Source organism: Burkholderia sp. MSMB617WGS (genome assembly GCF_001532025.2).
Classification (GTDB): domain Bacteria; phylum Pseudomonadota; class Gammaproteobacteria; order Burkholderiales; family Burkholderiaceae; genus Burkholderia; species Burkholderia savannae.
In genome coordinates, this window is record NZ_CP013458.1 from 2,691,434 (window position 1) to 2,709,434 (window position 18,001).

Here is an 18,001-nt window from a genome sequence, read left to right on the forward strand (position 1 = left end):
AGTCGCCCCGATTCTCAAACGGACGCCGGAATGTTATGACGTATTTCAGCACGCTCGTTCGCGGCGGCGCGATCGCGGCGGCCGGATGCTGCGAATGCGATGCCGTGCCTCGTCTTGCCGCGCGCGCCGCCGGCATGTTCGCCGGGCTGTATTTTGTGCGACGCGCAAATGCTTGCGGATGAATGCGCGTTCGATGTCGCGGCGCATTCGCGCGCCGATAATCGGCGCGCGCCCCCGCCGATCTCCCCACTCTCGTCACGAGTTATTCGCTTGCGCCCGATCGTCGGCGACGCATAGCGATTCGAATATCGCTTATCACCATTTTCAATTTCCGCCGCTTCGCGTTTCGTCCTAGACTCACCAAAACATGACATCGATCGATGTAATGGTCGACCGCACGGAGGCCGCGCCGGCCGTTCGCGCCGGTCGCGCGCCGGTCGCGCAGCTCGCACGGCCGCGCGATATTCGATTCATTCACGACATGGAGACCGCACGAGCGCGCGACGTCGTTCGCATCCCGAATCGTCACGACTTCGCCGCTCGCGCCACCCGCCCGACTCATCGACCTCTCTCGCCATGAACACAGTCATCGCCCCGGGCAACGCCCCGCCCACCTCCGCCGCGCGCACGAGCCCGCTGATGGCGGCGATCGCCCGGTTCGTGGTCGCCGCGCTATTGCCGAGAATCGATCGCGCGGCCGACGCGTCGACGCATCCGTTCCGCACGCCGGAGATGCTCGTGCCGCACGTGCGCGAAAAGCGCTACGGGCTCACGCATTACGGCATCTTCTTTCCGAGCCTGCCCGAGCCGCACCGGTACTGCAACGTGATGACGCTGCTCGGCGCGACGGGCAGCGTCGCGTTCGACAACGACTATCTGGTCGACGGCGATCCGCGCGACGTCGCGACGGTGCTGTCGTCGACGGCCGCCGACGACGCGCATCACTACCGCGCGTATTCGATCAAGCGCGAATGCGCGGCGCGGCGCGCGGACACGGTCGTCGCGTTCGGCGACGACCTGACGATCTCGGGCGCGTACCCGCGCTACACGGTGAAGGCCGACTACGCGCACTTCGGCCTCGATATCGCGATCGATTGCACCGACGTCGTCTCGTGGTTCGTCCGCAATGTCGCTTACGACCACCTGAGCCTGCTCGCGACGTGCTCGGGCACGATCCGCCACGGCGATCGCACGATGCCGGTCGACACGATGTGCACGTTCGAATACGCGCGGATGACGACGCCGCAAGCGTGGTTAGCGCGGCCGTTGAGCGAGCGCTGGAAACTGCCGCTCGATTTCTTCACGTACCAGATCGTGAATCTCGACGAAGGCGTGCAGTTGCTGCTGACCGAAGTCCGCGTGCTCGGCGAGAAGGCGTTCAAGGGCATCCATCTGCGCGCGCTCGACGGCACGGCCGAGATTCACGAGCGCGGCGTCGCGTTCGTCGTCGACGAATATCGGGACGCGCTCGCGACGTCGCCGGACGGCAAGCGCATGCGGCTGCCGCATCGCTTGTCGTGGACCGCGCGCGACGACGCGGGCCGGCCATGGCTCGAACTGCACGGCACGATCGACAGCCCGTGGCGCTTCGGCCACGGGCGCGGCTACGTCGCCAGCTATCGCTTCGAAGGAAGCGTCAAGGGCCGCGCGTACAGCGGGCGCGGGTACATCGAGTACGTCGATTGCGAGGTGTCGTATCGCTGATGCATCGCGTTGCGTTGCATCGCCTCGCGTCACGTGGCTGCACGTCGCATCGATCGTGAGACGCTCCTCCGCGCGCGTCTCGCGCGTCTCGCGCGCCCGCGCGCCCGCTCGCCGGCTCGCCGGCGCGGCGGAACCGGATCGGATCGCGCGCCGCGACGGTATCAAAGACGGCATTTCAACGTCATCAACAGGGAGAGAAAACATGGAGACTTCAGTCGTTCCGGCCGCTCGTCAACCGGCCGCGCAATCGCCGGTCATGGGGCGCGCCGTCGTCGCGGCGCTGATCGCGGGCCTCGGCATCTTCAGCGTCGGCGATCACTTCTATCACGTGTGGAACGGCATCCTCTGGTACAACTGGGCGCCGCGGCTCGACGGTCAATCGCTGCTCGTGTGGCCGATCTTCGTCGCCGGCGCGGGCGCGATACTCGCCGTGACGTATCCGTTCACGCGCGGCACGGCGCCGCCGCCGGCTTCGAGGCTCATCGCGCTCGTCGCCGTCTCGCATCTCGTCTATGCGGCAACCGGCGTGTTCGGCAATACGCATCCGCTCGCGCTGTCGATCGCGCTCGTCGCGCTGTGGCTCGCGCGCATCGCCGCGACGGCCGAACATCGCGCGCGGATCGCCGCGCTGTCCGTCATGGTGGCCGCGACCGGGCCGCTGATCGAGGGATTCGTGTCGTCGCTCGGCCTGTTCGACTACGCGTTGCAGCAGTTCGCGCGCGTGCCGTATTGGCTGTTCGCCGCTTATCTGCACGCCGGCCCGCTCGCGTTCGCATTCGGCCGGTGGGTGCGCAACGGCCGGCTTGGCGGCGGCGCCTGAACACCGCGTTCGCGGCTTCGCGGCCGCCACGGCTCGCCATGCGCGTGCGGTCCGCCGCGCGTCGGATGCGATGTCACGCGGCGCGGCGCTTGCTTGCTCGGGCATACGGGGCCGCGGCGGTTTTGCATTTCGCATTTCGCGTTTCGCATTTCGCATTTCGCCGTTCGCCGTTCGCGGCAACGGCAGCAACGGCAACGGCAGCAGCAGCAGCAGCAGCAGCAGCAGCAGCGAGCATGCACGCACCGCGCTTGCGATACGACCCCGCATTCGCACGCGCAATCACCCCGATTGACGATGACATTGATCAATGTCATCGTCATTGCATGCGCGACAACCCCGGCCATCGTGACGCACCGCAGCATCGGCCGCCGCCCGATCGAGCGACACGCCGCTCGACCGCCCGCCGGCCGCTCCTCAACCCTCGACAAGCGACCTTCGTATGAAACAGCAACGCATTGAAATCGCAGAAGAGTTCGACGCCCCGGTCCAGCAGGTCTTCCGCTTCTTCAGCGAGCACGAGAATCTCGGGTCAATCTTCTCGCCCGCGAAGATCCGCCGAATCAGCGACGGCGAGCCGGCGCGCAACGGCGTAGGCTCGGCGCGCGAAATGCGCGTGCCCGGCGCGCCGCCGTTCGTCGAGACGGTGACCGCCTATCTGGAGAACGAACTGATCGAATACCGGATCACGCGCGGCAGCCCCCTACGCGACCATCACGGCGTGATGCGCTTCGTTCCGATCGACGAGCGCCGCACGTATTTTCATTACGTGATCACGTTCGAAGGCAAGGTGCCGCTCGTCGCGCCGATCGTGCGGCACGTGCTCGAGGGCAGCATTCGCCGCGGGATCGGAAAAGTGACGCGGCGGCGGCTCTGGGCATGAGCGTGCGGGATGCGGCAATGGGCGTGGCCGCCGCGCGGCGCGCGGAGGACACGGAGGGCGCGGAGCGCGCGACGTGCCGAAGGTGCGAAACACGCGCGACGCGGGCAGCCGGAACGATTCGAGCGACGCAAGGGGCAACATACGCGACATGCGCAACATTGCACCTTGCCCGGCATGCGTCGCGCATGCGTCGCCGCGCCGGCGAACGCATCGTCGAACGGCCGCGCGCGCCCGACGTCATTCGTCGCGCGCCCCTTCGAGCCGCCGCTTCAGCAGCATGAGCGAATGCGCGGACTCGCGTTCGACGCGCCTGCGCATCACGAGCGCATTCGCGAGCCGCAGCAGCGGATTCGGCGAATGATAGTGCAGCGTGCGGACGAAACGCGCGCCGTGCGCGCCGCCGCGACACTCGTAGGTCAGCAGGATGCGCAGGCTGCCAGCCGCGTTCGCCGCGCGCGCCTGCCAGATCACGCCGGGCTCGTGGCGAACGACGTCCCAGCGCAGATGATCGACGCGCCCGGCCGCACGCACGTCCTCGTCGAAACGGCTGCCCGCCGCGAGCGATCCCGCCGGCCCGTCGACGCGCAGCGACGACGGATGCCATTGCGGCCAGCACGCCGCGGTGCTCGCATACGCGAGCACGTCCTCGGGGCGGCGCGCGATATCGATCTCGTGCCGCATGCGCGTCGAGAACTCCGCGCCGGGCTCGGCACTCCAGCGCAGCGTGCCGTGCAGCCAGTCCATCAGCGGCCAGACGACGTCGAAGTTGCACGCGCGCATCAGGTCGCGGCGATGATGAATCCGGTGCAGCGTGCGCATCTGCCGAATCCATGGCCAGTTCGCGAGCGGATGCGCATCGGGCAAGTGCTCGCACGCGTGCATGCATTCGTAGAGCAGATAGCCGCCGAGCATCGTGCTCGCGAAGAGCCCCGCGACGTTCGCGTCGACGCGGCTCAGCAGCGCATGCGCGACGAACAGCCCGATGCTGAACGCGACGATCAGCCAGGCCGGGAACAGGATCACGCGCCAGTCGCGCGCGTCGCGGTACGTCATCTGTTCGTTCACGAAGAAGCTGTGATGATCGCCCGTATGCCGCCGATAGAACATCGCGCCGAAGCGGCGCTTGAAATGGCCCACATGCCGATGAATCGAGAATTCGAGCCAGTTGAACAGCAGGAACGCGACGGGCACGGTCGCCCATTGATATGCGCTCACGTGCGCGACGCCCTTCAGGAAAAACGCGATCGCCGCCGCGCCGTATGCGAACACGAAACCGCCGTGCCGCCAGGCGTTGTAGCGCGAATGAACGTTCGCGCGATAGTGCGTCCGGAACGCGGTCACGTCCTGGGTCATCGTCGTCTCCTGTCGTCGGGCAAGCGCGGCGCATCCGATGCGCGCCGGCTTGACGGCAGATTAGAGTAGCCTCGATGATTTCTCCAATGGAGAATCGTGATTTGACTTATTCATCGACCTGAATTCGATCATGCGCCGCTCCGATATGTCGAACGATGCATTCGATTGCGAACGTCCGCCGCCCGTGTCGGCGCGACGGCGCAACGCGCGCTCGCGCCGTCGCGCGAGCGGCGGGCGTTGCGCGAGCGGCGCGCGCACGCTCCGGAGCGCCGCCGAATGATCCGGAACCTGCGACAACTGGACTTGAACCTGCTGCTCGTCTTCGACGCGCTGATGCAGGAGCAGAACCTGTCGCGCGCCGCGGTGCGGCTGCACATGAGCCAGCCGGCCGTCAGCAACGCGCTGACGCGGCTGCGCCAGCAGCTCGGCGAATCGCTCTTCACGCGCACCGCGCGCGGGATGACGCCGACCGCGCAGGCGCGCGCGCTGTACGAACCGGTGCGTCAAGCGCTGTATCTGCTGCAGATCGGGCTCGGCCCGCAATCCGGTTTCGAGCTCGACACGCATCACCTGTTCAGGCTGTCGATGAACGACTACGGACAGGCCGTGCTGCTGCCCGATCTCCTCGCGCACATCAAGGCGCGCGCGCCGAACGTGATGCTGTCGGTGCAGAGCGACGACGCCGGCTCCATTCCCGCTCAGCTGACGACGGGCACGCTCGATCTCGCCATCGACTACCTGCATTTCGACAATCCCGAGCTCTGCTACGAGCCGCTGCACGAGGAGCATCTCGTCGTGATCGGGCGCGACGGCCATCCGGCGTTCACGAACGGTCTCACGCTGCGCGGCTACGAGGAAAGCGGCCACGTGTCGATCCAGCCGCGCGACCGGCGCGGCTCGCCGCTCGAGATCGTGCTCGGTTCCGCCCGCGTGCGGCGCGTCGTGCATCTGCAGGTGCCGCACTATCTGACGATTCCCGCGCTTGTCGCGAAATCGGACTTGCTCGGCACGATTCCGCGCCGGCTCGCCGAACGGTTCGCCGACGTCTACGCGCTGCAGATCGCGCCGCTGCCGGTCGATATCGCGCCGATCCAGGTAAGCCTCATCTGGCATCGGCAGCAGGATGCGCAGCCGGGCCTTCGCTGGTTGCGCGAGCAGATCGTGCACACGCATCGTGCGATCGTCGCGAATGCCGAACGCGCGACGGCGTGACGCGCGCCGCGGCGGCGGCGCTCAGGCGTGCCGCAGCGCGACGACGGTGTAGCCGATCGCGAACAGCGCGATCAGCACCAGGCCCGCGATGTCGCCCGCGCGCAGGCTGCGCGTCTCCGGCGTCGGCCGCTGCGCGGCCGCGAGCGCGCGCTCGCGATGGATCAGGAACAGCGGAAACGCGACGCTGATCGCAACGGCCACGCTCAGCACGATGTAGATCCACGCGCCGCGCATCGCGAGACGGCGCGCTTCGAGCACGAGCCACAGAAACAGCGCGAGCCCGAGCAGCACGATGTCGACCGTGATCGATCGGCTTGCGGGATTCGCGAGCGTGTCGAGCAGGAAGCGCGGCCCGGCGTTCGCCGCGCCGAGCGGCAGATATTGCAGATTGTTGGCCCACGTGCCGATCAGCGCGACGAGCGCGATCACGCCGTAAGCGGTGCAAAGCAGTTTCCTCGAGATGGGCATGGCGGTCATCGTTCGTGTGGTGGCGGCAAATTCCGCATCGGGCTGATGCTGGTGCAGGAACCCTAGATCAACACGGCCCGGCCGGCAAGCGCGCGCGCCGATCCGGCCGAACGCTTCGTCGCCGCCCGTTTGAATCGCCGCGTAAACGAATTCGAATTCAATGCGATAACGCGCGCGCCGTGTTTCGAATTGATGCTCGGCGAAAGGCGCTCGAAACTAAACGGTTCGCGCGGGCGGACGCGCATCGGATCGACGCGCATGTGCGTAGCGCATGCGCATCCGGCGCCCGGCGCGCGTCGTGCGCCGGATCGCGCGACGAAGAAGACAGGGAGACGAACCGCACGCGCGTCGTCGCGCACGCCGGGCGGTTCGAACAATCATAAAAGGTGAACCGAATGAAGCAGCAGTCCTACGATTACGACTACGTCGTGGTCGGGTCCGGCTTCGGCGGCAGCGTATCGGCGCTGCGTCTGGCCGAGAAAGGCTATCGCGTGCTCGTGATCGAGCAGGGCCGTCGCTGGACGCCCGAGAACCTGCCCGAGAGCACGTGGAACCTGTCGCGCTGGCAATGGCGCCCCGCGCTCGGGCTGCGCGGCTTCTTCAGCATGCGCTTCTTCAAGCACGTCGTCGTGCTGCACGGCAATGCAGTGGGCGGCGGCTCCATCACTTACGCGAACACGCTGCTCGTGCCGCCCGACAAGGTGTGGCGCGAAGGCACCTGGGCGGGCCTCGCGGACTGGGAGCGCGTGATGCCCGCGCATTACGCGACCGCGAAGCGCATGCTCGGCGTCGTCACGAACCGGCGAATGGACGCGGCCGATTTCCGGCTCAAGGAGATGGCGAAGCTGATCGGCGTGGAGAAGAGTTTTTATCCGACCGAGGTCGGCGTGTTCTTCGGCGACGACGCGCACGCGCCCGGCACGCGCTACGCCGATCCTTACTTCGGCGGCGCGGGCCCGGAACGCACGTCGTGCATCGGCTGCGGCGGCTGCATGGTCGGCTGCCGCCACGGCGCGAAGAACACGCTCGATCGCAATTACCTGTATCTCGCCGAGCGCCTCGGCGCGCAGGTGAGCGAGCAGACGAAGGTCGTCGACGTGAGCCCGCTCGGCGCGCGCGACGACGGCGCGGCGGGCTACGCGGTGCAAACCGTGTCGCTCGCGGCCGGCACGCGCGGCGCGAAGCGCCGCATCACGTGCCGCGGCGTCGTGTTCGCCGCGTCGTCGCTCGGCACGCAGGATCTGCTGATGCGCCTGCGGGAGAAGCGCTCGCTGCCGCATCTGTCGGGCGCGCTCGGCAAGCGCGTGCGCACGAACGCCGAATCGCTGATCGGCGTGCGCTTTCCGAAATCGAGCGTCGATCTTTCGAAGGGCGTCGCGATCGGCTCGGGCATCTACATCGACGAGCACACGCACATCGAGGCCACCCGCTATCCTTCGGGCTCCGATACGATGGGACTGCTGACGACCGTGCTCACGCGCGGCGCGCCCGGCGGGCTGCGTCCGCTCGTGTGGCTCGGCTCGCTCGCGAAGCTGCTCGCGACGCGGCCGCTGACCGCGCTGCGGATGATCGATCCGCGCGGCTTCGCGCGCGAGACGATGATCTTCCTGTGCATGCAGACGCTCGACGGGCACCTGACGATGCGCCTGAAGCGCCGCTGGTTCTGGCCGTTCTCGAAGCAGCTCGCGACGTCGGGCGCGAAGATCCCCGCGTACATCCCGGCCGCGAACGACTTCGCGCAGAAGGCGGCGCGCGCGCTCGGCGGCGTGCCGATGACGTCGCTGACCGAGATCCTGCTGAACGTGCCGATGACCGCGCACTGCATGGGCGGCGCGGCGATGGCGCGCAACGCGCGCGACGGCGTGTGCGACGGCCGCAACCGCGTGTTCGGCTATCGCAACATGTACATCTGCGACGGCTCGGTGCTCGGCGCGAATCTCGGCGTGAACCCGAGTCTCACGATCACCGCGCTCGCCGAGCACGCAATGAGCCACGTGCCCGCCGCGGGCGAGCAGCGCTGGGACAGCATCGGAGAAGAGCTCGCGGCGTGAGTGGGGGCGGCGTGGGGGGGTGTCGACGCGGCGCATGGCGCGCGGTGCGTGTGGTGCGTGGCGATCGACGTGCACGCATGAAACCCAGGCGCGACGGTATCGCGCGCGGCGTCCGCCGCGCGCGATACACGTCACACGTCACACGTCACACGTCACACGTCACACGTCACACGTCACACGTCACACGTCACACGTCACACGTCACACGTCACACGTCACACGTCACACGTCACACGTCACACGTCACACGTCACACGTCACACGTCACACGTCACACGTCACACGTCACACGTCACACGTCACACGTCACACGTCGCGCGTCACGTGCCGCGACGCCTGCGCCGATGATTCGCGCGGCCGTTCGCGAGCGCGACGAGCGCCGCGTCGTAGCCCTGCTTCTGCAATTGCGCGACCGCGTCCGACGAAAAATCGTAGTCCTCGATGAACGACAGCCGCCCGTCCCGATTCAGCGTGATCCGCGCAATGTCGAGCGCCCCGCGGTTGCCCATCAGCCGGATGTACAGCGGCTGCTGACGGATCTCGTTCGCGCTCTGCGCGTCGACGTGCGCGAGGATGCCGTCGACGAGATCGCCGAAATCGCTCGCGTATTCCTCGAAGCGCAGATCGTTGCGCACGCGGTCCATGTAGGCGATTTCCTCGCGGCGCAGCATCACTTCGACGACGTTCGTCGGCAGCGTCTTCGTGCCCGAGAACAGATCGACGATGAATACGCGCCCGCCGATCTGCCCGCATCGCTCGATCACCAGATCGAGCGGCGAATTGCTGACGACGCCGCCGTCCCAGTACGGCCGGCCGTCGACGACGGTCCACGGCATCCCGGGCGGCAGGCTGCCGCTCGCGAGCAGATGCGCGGGGCTCAGGCGATCGACGTAGCTGTCGAAGATGCGCGGCTCGCCCGTCTCGACGTCGACCGCGCTGATCAGCAGCCGCGTCGGGCTCACGCAGAGCGAATCGAAATCGACGTAGCGCGTGATCAGCTTCTCGATCGGCGATGCGTCGAAGAAGCTCGTCCATTTCGCGCGCAGCCGGTCGAGGTCGAAGCCGAGCCGAGACCATTGCGGCTTCAGGAAATTCGGCACGCCGAACCACAGCACGTAAGTGGACAGCCACGCCTCATGCCACTGCGAGCCGTACGGCGACGGCAGCGCGATCGACAGCTCGCGCCAGAACGCTTCGAGCGCCTTCGCCGCGCCCGTCGGATGGCTCGCGACGATCGCGCCGTTGAACGCGCCGATCGACACCGCGGAGATCACGTCGGGCCGCACGCCGTGCTGCTCGAGCGCCTTGATCGCGCCGCATTCGAACGCGCCGAGCGCGCCGCCGCCCTGCAGGATCAGCATCGTCTGCACCGGCAGCTTGTCGAGCGAAAAGTTCGGATCGCTCAATGTCGCCCGCTGCGCGGCGACGTTCACGTGCAGCCTGATCGCGTCGCTCAGCGCGGCGATCTCCACGGCCGGCCGGTCGATCGTGAACGCGGCGCGCAGCACGTCGTCGGCGAGATAGAGCAGCGCGTACGAGCGATCGTCGAACGCGCCGCGCTCTATCGTCTCCGTCGCGCCGACCGGATAGCCGACCAGGTTGTACGACAGCCCGAACACGCTGCCGTAAAAGATCGATATGTCGCGATACGGCAGCCGGTGGCCGAGCATGTTGCGCGCCGCGATCTTGCCCTGCCGCACCGCGTTGTCCCAATGCTCGATCCGCCGCCGCACGCCGAAGATCGGATCGTCGAAGTGCGCGGCGTCGCCCGCCGCGAACACGTTCGGATCGGCCGTCTGCAGGAACGCGTCGACTTCGATCCCGTTGCCGAGCGCGAGGCCGCTGCCTTCGAGCCAGCCGCAGTTCGGCGCGACGCCGACCGCCGCGACGAACAGGTCGCACGGCCGCGTCTCGCCGTCGCTCGTCTCGACCGCCGCGACGCGCTGCGCGCCGAGCACGCGGCGCACCTCGCGGCTCGTCAGCACGTCGATGCCGCGCGCCGTGCACAGCGCCTCGAAATGGCGCGCGAGCGCCGGCGCGCGCAGCGGCGGCATCAGCTCCGGCGCATGCTCGACGAGCGTCACCTGCAGGCCGAGCGCCTGCAGCGTCGCGGCGATCTCGACGCCGAGGAAGCCGCCGCCGAGCACGGTCGCGCGGCGCGCGTGCGCGGCTGCGTCCTTCAGCGTCTGCGCCTGCGCGATCGTGTGCAGCACGTGCACGCCGTCGAGCTCGATGCCCGGCAGCGCGGGCACCTTCGCGCTCGCGCCCGTCGCGATCAGCAGCTTGCGATAGCGGTACGCCGCGCCGTTCGACGCACGCACGACCCGCTTCGCGAGATCGAGATGCTCGGCGCTCGCGCCGAGCACGACGTCGATGCGCTGCGACGCGTAGAACGCCGCGTCGTGCAGCGCGATGCTCGCGGCCTGCGCGGTGCCCATCAGGAATTCCTGGCTGAGCGGCGGGCGCTGATACGGCAGCACGGGTTCGCCGCACAGGATCGCGATACTCGCCGAAGCGTCCTCGCCGCGCAGCGACCGCGCGGCGGTGACGCTCGCGATGCCGCCGCCGACGAGCAGATAGTCGAATTCACGCATCGGCGCCTCCCGTCGAGCAGACGCGCGCGGCGAATGCGGCGGGCGGCCGGGCCCCGCCGCTCACAGCGACGACCTCGGCAGCGTCGCGAACCGCCGCTCGTGCGCGTGCTGGCACGGCGCGCAACGCGACGCGGTCGGACGCGCGAGCAGGCGCTCGTATTCGATCGGCTGCCTGCAGTCCGCGCAGTAGCCGTAGCCGCCCCGCGCGAGCCGCTCGAGCGCGGCGTCGACGGCGCGCAGCTCGGCGAGTTTCATGCCGATCAGCGCATGGTCGACGTCGACGAACAGATTCGCGTTCGCCTCGTCGCCTTCGTCGGGCGCCGTGCCCGCGAGGTTCGCGTACGGTTCGTCGGCGCGCTGCCGCTCGCATGCGCGCACGTCGGCCTGGAGCACCTGCCTGCACGCATGCAGCAGATCGCTTAGAACCTGGAGTTGATGCTCGTCGAACGCTGCCATCCGATCCTCCGCGTATTGCGTTGCCGCATCGGGTCCGCACCGACGGGCGGACGAGGCGGGCTGGTTGCTAGCCGCTCGTGCGCGTGTTTCGTGCGCGCGACAGGTTCGCGGCGCATGCGCCGCCCCTGTCGCGCGCGCCGCATGCGCCGCGCCCGGCGAACGGGCGCGCCGGAACGCCGGACGCCGATCCGTTTCCGTTTCCGTTTTTCGGACGCGGCGGCTCGGCGCGGCCTTCGGCCGATTGCTGCGCAAGCGTATGCCGAGCCGCCCCGCCGGCGTTGACTTGAGTCAATCGGCGCTCGCCGATGCGGCGGCTACGCGCCGCACCGCAGCGCGTTCCCGCCACGATGCCACCGCGCCGCGTCCGCCGCAACGTGTCGCGCCGCATGTGCGCGGTGCAGCCCGCCGCCGCTTGCCGTCCGCGGCGCGGCGGCGCCGCCGCGCCGTATCGCCGCGCGGCCGTTCGCAGCGCCGCGACCGCCTGAACGCGAGGCGAAGCGCGACGCCGGTCCCCGCCGCGTTCCGCCGAGCCGAGGCCGCAACGGCGCGTCACAGCCAGCCGCCGCGCGCCGCGGCGAACGTCATCCGCCGCCTGCTTGACGATCGTCAAAAACCCCGCGAGCCCGGCTTTTAATCTGGTCATGCGGCGCCCGCCGGCCTATTCTTTCCCCATCCGATGCGCAGCAAATCCGGCGCGCGGCGGCAGGCGCGCGGCGCTTGGCCGCCATCGCCGATGTCGCCTCGCGACAGCGGGCGCTTCGGCGCCGCAAGCGCCCCGCCCGCCGCAAGCGCCGCCCTCGCCGTCGCGCGCATGCCGCCACCCGCGGCCTGCGCGCGACGCGGCCGCGGCGCCCGATCCCGCGCCGCCAGTAAGGAGATTCGATGCTCTACGCGTGGCTTGAAGCGCAACGTGAATTCGTCCGGGCATGCCAGCCCTGGGCGGGCGCCGCGCAGCGCGCGGACACCAACTCGCGCCCGGCCGGCTGGCCGACATGGGGCCCGATGGCGCGCGCGGCCGACGCCGTGCCGGTGCCGCCGCCGTTCGCGATCGCGGCGGTCGCGAGCGGCGGCGCGGTCGTCCCGATCGACGAGCGCATCGTCGGCGACACACCGTTCTGCGCGCTGCGCAAGTTTTCCCGCCGGCTCCAGGGCGCAGCCGCCGCGCGCCCCGCGGTGTTTCTGTGCACGCCCCTCGCCGGGCACCACGCGGTGATGCTGCGCGAGACCGTCGAAACGCTGCTCGCGACGCGCGACGTCTACGTGACCGACTGGCGCAACGCGCGCGACGTCCCGCCCGAGGCGGGCGCGTTCGGCCTGGACGACTACGTGCTCACGCTCGAACGCTTCATCGCCGGCGCGAACGCGAACGGGCTGCACGTGATGGCGGTCTGCCAGGCGACGGTGCCCGCGCTCGCGGCGGCCGCGCTGCTTGCCGCGCGCGGCGTCCACGTCGCGAGCGTCGCGCTGCTCGGCGGCCCGATCGACACGCGCACGAGCCCGACGCTCGTCGATCGCTTCGCGCTCGAGCACGACCTCGACTGGTTCCGCCGTGCGGCGATCGACGTCGTGCCGCCGCCGTACGCGGGCGCGGGGCGGCGCGTCTATCCCGGCTTCGTTCAGCACGCGGCGATCGTCGTCGCGCACCCGCAGCGGCGCGTGTCGCTCGAAAGCCGCCTTTGGGCCGCGTGGATGACGGGCGACTTCGCGGGCGCCGCGCGCTGCCTGCGCGAGATGAACGAATACGGCGCGGTGCTCGACATGACGGAGCGCTATTTCCTCGACACGATCCGCGTGATCTTTCACGAATGCCTGCTCGCGGAGGGCCGCTGGTCGATCGGCCGCCGCCGCGTCGCGCCGGAGCGGCTCACGCGCACCGCGCTCTGCACGATCGAAGGCGGCCGCGACGACATCTCCGGCGCCGGCCAGACGCACGCCGCGCAGCGGCTGTGCGACGCGCCGCCCGACGCCGCGCGCGAGCGGATCACCGAGCCGGACTGCGATCACTACGATCTCTTCCTCGGCCCGCGCTGGCAGCGATCGATCTATCCGGCGCTGGAGGCGTTCTGGACGCGCGCCGAAACGCCGGACTCGGACCACGCGCGCCGCGCCGCGCATTGAATCGAGCATCGCGCCGCGCATCGGGCCGCCCGGCCCGGCCCGTGCGCACGCCGCTTGCGGACGATCAACAAACGCACGCGCGCCGCTCGCCACACGGATTCGTTCGTCCGCATGATCGGCGTCATGGACGACCAACCGATCTGCGACGCCGTATTCGCCGACCGCTATGCGCTGCCGGGCGAGAACTCGCGCTCCCAGGCGTTCGCGCGGGTCGCTCGCGCGCTCGCGCTCGCGGAGCCGGTCGCGACGCGCCCGGGCGCCGCGCGGCGCTTCTACCGCAACCTGCTGACCGGCGCGCTCGGCGCGGGCAGCATCATGGCGCGCGCGGGCGCCGCGCAGGATCAGACGATGGCGAGCTGCTTCGTTCATCCGATCCGCGCGCCCGCCGCGCTCACGCGCTTTCATCCGGACCTCGACCAGGCGATCGACGAGGCGCGCCTCACGCTCGCGATGGGCGGCGACATCGGCTACGACTTCTCGGAGATCCCGCCCGCGAGCGCGCGGCCCGAAACCGACCGGTCGACGTCGCCCGGCGTGTGCGCGGCGCTCGACCGGTTCGACCGCATCGGCGCGCAGGCGGGCGAGCGCGACGGACGCCGCCGCGCGCAGCTCGCGGTGCTGCGCTGCGATCATCCGGACCTGCTCGCGTTCGCCGCCGCGAAGCGGGAGCACAAGCGGGAGCGCGCGTGCCGGGCGACGCTCGATCTCGCGGTGGCCGCCACCGATGCGTTCATGCTGGCGGTCGAGCAGGATCTGCCGTGGACGCTGCGGCATCCGGCGCCGCCGCAGGGCGCGCCGAGCGGCGCGCTGCCCGCCGCCGACGGCGCATGGACATACGCGACCGTGCCCGCGCGACATCTGTGGCGCGAGATCGTCGCGGCGGCGCGCGACGGCGCGGGGCCCGGGCTCGTGTTCGTCGACGCGATCGACGCCGCCGGCCCGCTGCGCGGCCGCGAGCGGATCGACGCGACGAGCCCGTGCGGCGCGCAGCCGCTGCCGCCGTACGGCAGCAGCATGCTCGGCGCGATCGATCTGTCGCGGTTCGTGCGCAATCCGTTCGGCGTCGGCGGCGAGCCGCGCTTCGATTTCGCCGCATTCGACGCGGCGGTGCGCGTCCAGGCGCGCTTTCTCGACAACGCGCTCGACGTCACGCGCTGGCCGCTCGCCGCGCATGCGCGCGAGTCGTATCAAAAGCGACGGATCGGCGTCGGCGTGACGGGGCTCGCGGACATGCTCGCGATGATGCGGCTGCGCTACGACTCGCCGGCCGCGCGCGAGATGGCGCGCTACATCGCGTCCGATCTGCGCAATCATGCGTATGCGGCGTCGGCCGAGCTCGCCGCCGAGCGCGGCGCGTATCCGCTGTGCGACCGGCACGCGCACCTCGACGCGCTGCACGCGGGGCCGCCGCTGCCGCACGCGGTTCGCCACGCGATCGAGCGCGACGGGCTGCGCAACAGCCATCTGACGTCGTTCGCGCCCGCCGTCGGCGTGAGCCTCGCGTTCGGGGACAACTGCTCGCCGGGCGTCGAGCCGGCGCACGCGTGGATCGAGCACCGGGCGGTGCGCGCGGGCGCGGCGGGGATGCGCGCGGAGAACCACGCGCACCGGCTGTTCCGGTCGCTGCGCGGCGATCGCGTCGCGCTGCCCGACTATTTCGCGACCGATGCGGACGTCGCGCCGAGCGAGCGCCTCGCGATGCGCGCGGCGCTGCAGCCTTATGTCGACGCGGGGGTCGAGAGCACGCTGACGCTCGCGAAGCATTACTCGCTCGAAGAGATCAATGCGCTGCTGTTCGGCGCATGGCGCGCGAAGCTGAAGAGCGTCGCGATACGGCGCACGGATCTCGCGCGCGACGCGGGGGCGGGGGCGGGCGGTGAAGGCAGCGGCGTCTGAGGCCACGGGCGGCGCGCGCGAGCGCTTGACCCACGTCAAGCCGGCGCTCGCCGCAATCGGGTCGAATGACAACGGGCGCAATCGCGGCGCGGCGGTCTCCATGGCACGTCGACCGCGCGGCCGGCTGCGTCCCGTCCCGCGTGATCACGAACCCCGGAGGTGACGAGATGCGCCGTGCGCGCCGACCGAAGCTCGCGCAATCCGCCGACATGCCGCGCCGCGCGCGCGCAGCCGCCATGCGCGGCAACGGCCCGCAGCGGCGGGCCGTGCGCGAGCGTGCGGCCCGCCGCCTGTCGCGCGACATCGACGCGACGCTGCGCCGCACGTCGACATACCCGCATCCGGCCGGCCGCATCGCGCGCATCGAAACGCACATCTCCGTCGTCTACCTTGTCGGACGCTTCGCGTACAAGCGCCTGAAGCCGTTCGACTTCGGCTTCGCGAACTTCGGCGATCTGGCCGCGCGCCGCCGCGCGTGCGAAGCCGAGCTCGCGCTGAACCGCCCGCTCGCCGCGCCCATATATCTCGCGGCCGGCCCGATCGTGCGCCGCGCGCGCGGCCTTCGCCTGTTCGACGCGGGCGTCGCCGTCGATCATGTCGTCAAGATGCGCCGCTTCGACGAACGGATGCTGTTTTCCCGATTGCTCGCGCGCGGCGAGCTCGGCGCGGCGGACATCGACGCCGCCGCGACGCGCATCGCCGCATACCATCTGCACGCGCCGCGCGACGTTCCGCGGCGCGAGTACGGCGGCGCGCGCGAGCTGCGCAGGCAGATCGCGGACGTGTTCGCGCCGCTCGAGCGCGCACTCGGCACGGCGCTGCCCGCGCCGCTGCGCGCGTGGTGCGTGCGCCGCTGCGACGAGCTCGCCGCGCATCTCGACGCACGCCGCGCGAGCGGCTATGTCCGCGCGTGCCACGGCGACCTGCATCTCGACAACGTCGTGAAGCACGGCCGCGACGCGCTGATGTTCGATTGCATCGATTTCGACGACGCGCTGCGCTGGATCGACGTGATCAACGACCTGTCGTTTCTGCTGATGGATCTGCACGCGCACGGTCGCGCCGATCTCGCGCACCGGCTGCTGAACCGCTGGCTCGACGAGACGGGCGATTTCGCGGGCCTCGCCGCGCTGCCGCTGTACGTCGCGTACCGGGCGCTCGTGCGCGCGCTCGTCGCGACGATGCGCGGCGGCGGCGACGCCGCGGCGCGCGCCGCGCACATCGAGCGCGCGCGCAGGTACGTCGACGTCGCCGCGAGCGAGGCCCGCGCGCGCCGCCCGTGCCTGCTGCTGTGCCACGGCTATTCGGGCTCGGGCAAATCGGTGGCGAGCCGCGCGCTCGCCGACGTATGCGGCGCGATCCGGCTGTCGAGCGACAGCGAGCGCAAGCGCGCGCGACCGTTCGCGGCGGTCGACGCGCGGCCGCTGCCCGCCGCCGCGTACACGCCGCAACAGATCGATGCGCAATACGAGCGCCTGCGCGCGCTCGCGCGCGACGTGCTGCGCGCCGGCTACACGGCGCTCGTCGACGCGACGTTTCTCTCGCAGGCGCGCCGCGCGCGCTTCGTCGCGCTCGCACGCGAAATGGGCGTGCCCGTCTTCATTCTCGATTTCCGCGCGAGCCGCGCGTGTCTCGAACGGCGCGTCGACGCGCGCGCCGCCGCGCAAAACGACCGTTCGGACGCGGGCGCGGCCGTGCTCGCGACGCAGCTCGCGAGCGCCGATCCGCTCGACGCCGACGAACGCGCACACACGATCGGCTTCGATACCGACGTGCCGCTGCAAGCAATCCGGTCGGCCGAATATTGGCGGCCGGTGCTCGACGCGCTCGATACGGCCTCACTTGATGCCGCGACGACGAGTTGATGCCGAAAAGGCCCCGCGCCGGAAACGCTCGCCACTGTCGGATGAACCGCCTGGGTCTGATCAATTGCGCTGCCGCGGCCGCCCATTTCATACCGGCAATACGTCGTACCGGATCGTACGATCTGACGAAGCGCGCCGCAGCGATACAGCGCATCCCGCCGACTGGCTCTGGTGCGACGCGAGCGCTCGCCCAACAGCTCAGCCATGCGGGCCGACGTTATCCACGACCCAGCCTTTGCAGGTCATCTCGATAACGTGCCGGTGCCCGTCGCACCCTATATGGAACCTTCCATTGCGCGACATCGCTCGGATATAAAAAATCTTCATCGAAGTCAATTCTTGGATTCTTGTTATTTCGATACGCGTACCTCGCGATTTTTTATTTAATCTCCTGTCGCGTCGTATCGGGGAAAACTCCATCGCCTCCGTCGCAGACTTTCGCGTACATCATGGCAATCACCAACCCGGCAATCGCCATAACAAGAACAACGGCGGGCCCGTCACCAATTTCGCCTTCCGGGATCGATTTGAATTCAATTTACCATCCATCAAAGCAATTCATTCACCGTCACACAATTCAAATC

15 protein-coding genes are annotated in these 18,001 nt (G+C 69.7%); 10 read left to right on the forward strand and 5 right to left on the reverse strand.

The features are described from left to right. The first annotated feature begins 576 nt into the window (after positions 1 to 576). The 4 genes from WT60_RS32735 to WT60_RS32750 all read left to right on the forward strand — a co-directional run bounded on the left by WT60_RS32735 (position 577) and on the right by WT60_RS32750 (position 3,404). Positions 577 to 1,704 (forward strand): DUF6670 family protein, encoded by a 1,128-nt coding sequence (locus WT60_RS32735; RefSeq protein ID WP_059575695.1) that lies wholly within the window; start codon positions 577 to 579, stop codon positions 1,702 to 1,704. A 202-nt stretch (positions 1,705 to 1,906) separates the two neighbouring features. Then, positions 1,907 to 2,524 carry a DUF2878 family protein gene (locus WT60_RS32740; protein WP_038753898.1) on the forward strand — a complete coding sequence of 206 codons (618 nt, stop codon included), beginning with the start codon at positions 1,907 to 1,909 and terminating at the stop codon, positions 2,522 to 2,524. Between the two features lie 294 nt (positions 2,525 to 2,818). Next, the gene (locus WT60_RS34880; RefSeq protein ID WP_156437395.1) at positions 2,819 to 2,983 is read left to right on the forward strand and encodes a hypothetical protein; all 165 of its coding nucleotides are present in this window, start codon (positions 2,819 to 2,821) and stop codon (positions 2,981 to 2,983) included. Next, complete coding sequence (locus tag WT60_RS32750) at positions 2,964 to 3,404, forward strand: SRPBCC family protein (RefSeq protein WP_038753903.1); 441 nt, start codon at positions 2,964 to 2,966, stop codon at positions 3,402 to 3,404. Before WT60_RS34880 ends, WT60_RS32750 begins: the two co-directional genes overlap by 20 nt. A 237-nt stretch (positions 3,405 to 3,641) precedes the next feature. Here the strand turns inward: WT60_RS32750 and WT60_RS32755 are convergent, their stop codons facing one another. Continuing rightward, positions 3,642 to 4,757, reverse strand: coding sequence for an SRPBCC family protein (locus WT60_RS32755; protein WP_060356488.1), 1,116 nt, complete (start codon positions 4,755 to 4,757; stop codon positions 3,642 to 3,644). Between the two features lie 276 nt (positions 4,758 to 5,033). On the opposite strand from WT60_RS32755, the gene WT60_RS32765 reads away from it, so the two are divergent. Beyond that, a complete protein-coding gene (locus WT60_RS32765) occupies positions 5,034 to 5,969 on the forward strand; it encodes a LysR family transcriptional regulator (protein WP_059575700.1) in 936 nt (311 codons plus the stop codon). Positions 5,970 to 5,990: 21 nt separating this feature from the next. On the opposite strand, the gene WT60_RS32770 is transcribed toward WT60_RS32765, so the two are convergent. After that, on the reverse strand, positions 5,991 to 6,437 hold the full coding sequence (locus WT60_RS32770; protein ID WP_063889423.1) for a DUF2834 domain-containing protein: 447 nt from the start codon (positions 6,435 to 6,437) through the stop codon (positions 5,991 to 5,993). A 62-nt stretch (positions 6,438 to 6,499) separates the two neighbouring features. Next, a complete protein-coding gene (locus WT60_RS34885) occupies positions 6,500 to 6,697 on the reverse strand; it encodes a hypothetical protein (protein WP_059642733.1) in 198 nt (65 codons plus the stop codon). Positions 6,698 to 6,832: 135 nt separating this feature from the next. On the opposite strand from WT60_RS34885, the gene WT60_RS32780 reads away from it, so the two are divergent. Then, positions 6,833 to 8,488, forward strand: a complete 1,656-nt coding sequence (locus WT60_RS32780; RefSeq protein ID WP_060356489.1) for a GMC family oxidoreductase — start codon at positions 6,833 to 6,835, stop codon at positions 8,486 to 8,488. 320 nt (positions 8,489 to 8,808) lie between these two features. On the opposite strand, the gene WT60_RS32785 is transcribed toward WT60_RS32780, so the two are convergent. After that, positions 8,809 to 11,082, reverse strand: coding sequence for an FAD-dependent oxidoreductase (locus WT60_RS32785; RefSeq protein WP_060355910.1), 2,274 nt, complete (start codon positions 11,080 to 11,082; stop codon positions 8,809 to 8,811). Between the two features lie 60 nt (positions 11,083 to 11,142). Further along, positions 11,143 to 11,538, reverse strand: coding sequence for a TraR/DksA C4-type zinc finger protein (locus tag WT60_RS32790; protein WP_038755290.1), 396 nt, complete (start codon positions 11,536 to 11,538; stop codon positions 11,143 to 11,145). Positions 11,539 to 11,821: 283 nt separating this feature from the next. On the opposite strand from WT60_RS32790, the gene WT60_RS34225 reads away from it, so the two are divergent. The 4 genes from WT60_RS34225 to WT60_RS32810 all read left to right on the forward strand — a co-directional run bounded on the left by WT60_RS34225 (position 11,822) and on the right by WT60_RS32810 (position 17,417). Then, positions 11,822 to 12,172, forward strand: coding sequence for a hypothetical protein (locus WT60_RS34225; RefSeq protein WP_145986939.1), 351 nt, complete (start codon positions 11,822 to 11,824; stop codon positions 12,170 to 12,172). 248 nt (positions 12,173 to 12,420) lie between these two features. Then, the gene (gene phaZ / locus WT60_RS32800; RefSeq protein ID WP_059669734.1) at positions 12,421 to 13,656 is read left to right on the forward strand and encodes a polyhydroxyalkanoate depolymerase; all 1,236 of its coding nucleotides are present in this window, start codon (positions 12,421 to 12,423) and stop codon (positions 13,654 to 13,656) included. 54 nt (positions 13,657 to 13,710) lie between these two features. Then, complete coding sequence (locus WT60_RS32805; RefSeq protein WP_059642750.1) at positions 13,711 to 15,552, forward strand: ribonucleotide reductase-like protein; 1,842 nt, start codon at positions 13,711 to 13,713, stop codon at positions 15,550 to 15,552. Between the two features lie 65 nt (positions 15,553 to 15,617). Continuing rightward, a complete protein-coding gene (locus tag WT60_RS32810; protein WP_060355912.1) occupies positions 15,618 to 17,417 on the forward strand; it encodes a bifunctional aminoglycoside phosphotransferase/ATP-binding protein in 1,800 nt (599 codons plus the stop codon). Positions 17,418 to 18,001: the final 584 nt, after the last annotated feature.

Coding starts and splice junctions, on each gene's coding strand:
- WT60_RS32735 (WP_059575695.1), top strand. CDS start 577: ATGAACACAGTCATCGCCCCGGGCAACGCCCCGCCCACCTCCGCCGCG.
- WT60_RS32740 (WP_038753898.1), top strand. CDS start 1,907: ATGGAGACTTCAGTCGTTCCGGCCGCTCGTCAACCGGCCGCGCAATCG.
- WT60_RS34880 (WP_156437395.1), top strand. CDS start 2,819: ATGACATTGATCAATGTCATCGTCATTGCATGCGCGACAACCCCGGCC.
- WT60_RS32750 (WP_038753903.1), top strand. CDS start 2,964: ATGAAACAGCAACGCATTGAAATCGCAGAAGAGTTCGACGCCCCGGTC.
- WT60_RS32755 (WP_060356488.1), bottom strand. CDS start 4,757: ATGACCCAGGACGTGACCGCGTTCCGGACGCACTATCGCGCGAACGTT.
- WT60_RS32765 (WP_059575700.1), top strand. CDS start 5,034: ATGATCCGGAACCTGCGACAACTGGACTTGAACCTGCTGCTCGTCTTC.
- WT60_RS32770 (WP_063889423.1), bottom strand. CDS start 6,437: ATGCCCATCTCGAGGAAACTGCTTTGCACCGCTTACGGCGTGATCGCG.
- WT60_RS34885 (WP_059642733.1), bottom strand. CDS start 6,697: ATGCGCGTCGATCCGATGCGCGTCCGCCCGCGCGAACCGTTTAGTTTC.
- WT60_RS32780 (WP_060356489.1), top strand. CDS start 6,833: ATGAAGCAGCAGTCCTACGATTACGACTACGTCGTGGTCGGGTCCGGC.
- WT60_RS32785 (WP_060355910.1), bottom strand. CDS start 11,082: ATGCGTGAATTCGACTATCTGCTCGTCGGCGGCGGCATCGCGAGCGTC.
- WT60_RS32790 (WP_038755290.1), bottom strand. CDS start 11,538: ATGGCAGCGTTCGACGAGCATCAACTCCAGGTTCTAAGCGATCTGCTG.
- phaZ (WP_059669734.1), top strand. CDS start 12,421: ATGCTCTACGCGTGGCTTGAAGCGCAACGTGAATTCGTCCGGGCATGC.
- WT60_RS32810 (WP_060355912.1), top strand. CDS start 15,618: ATGACAACGGGCGCAATCGCGGCGCGGCGGTCTCCATGGCACGTCGAC.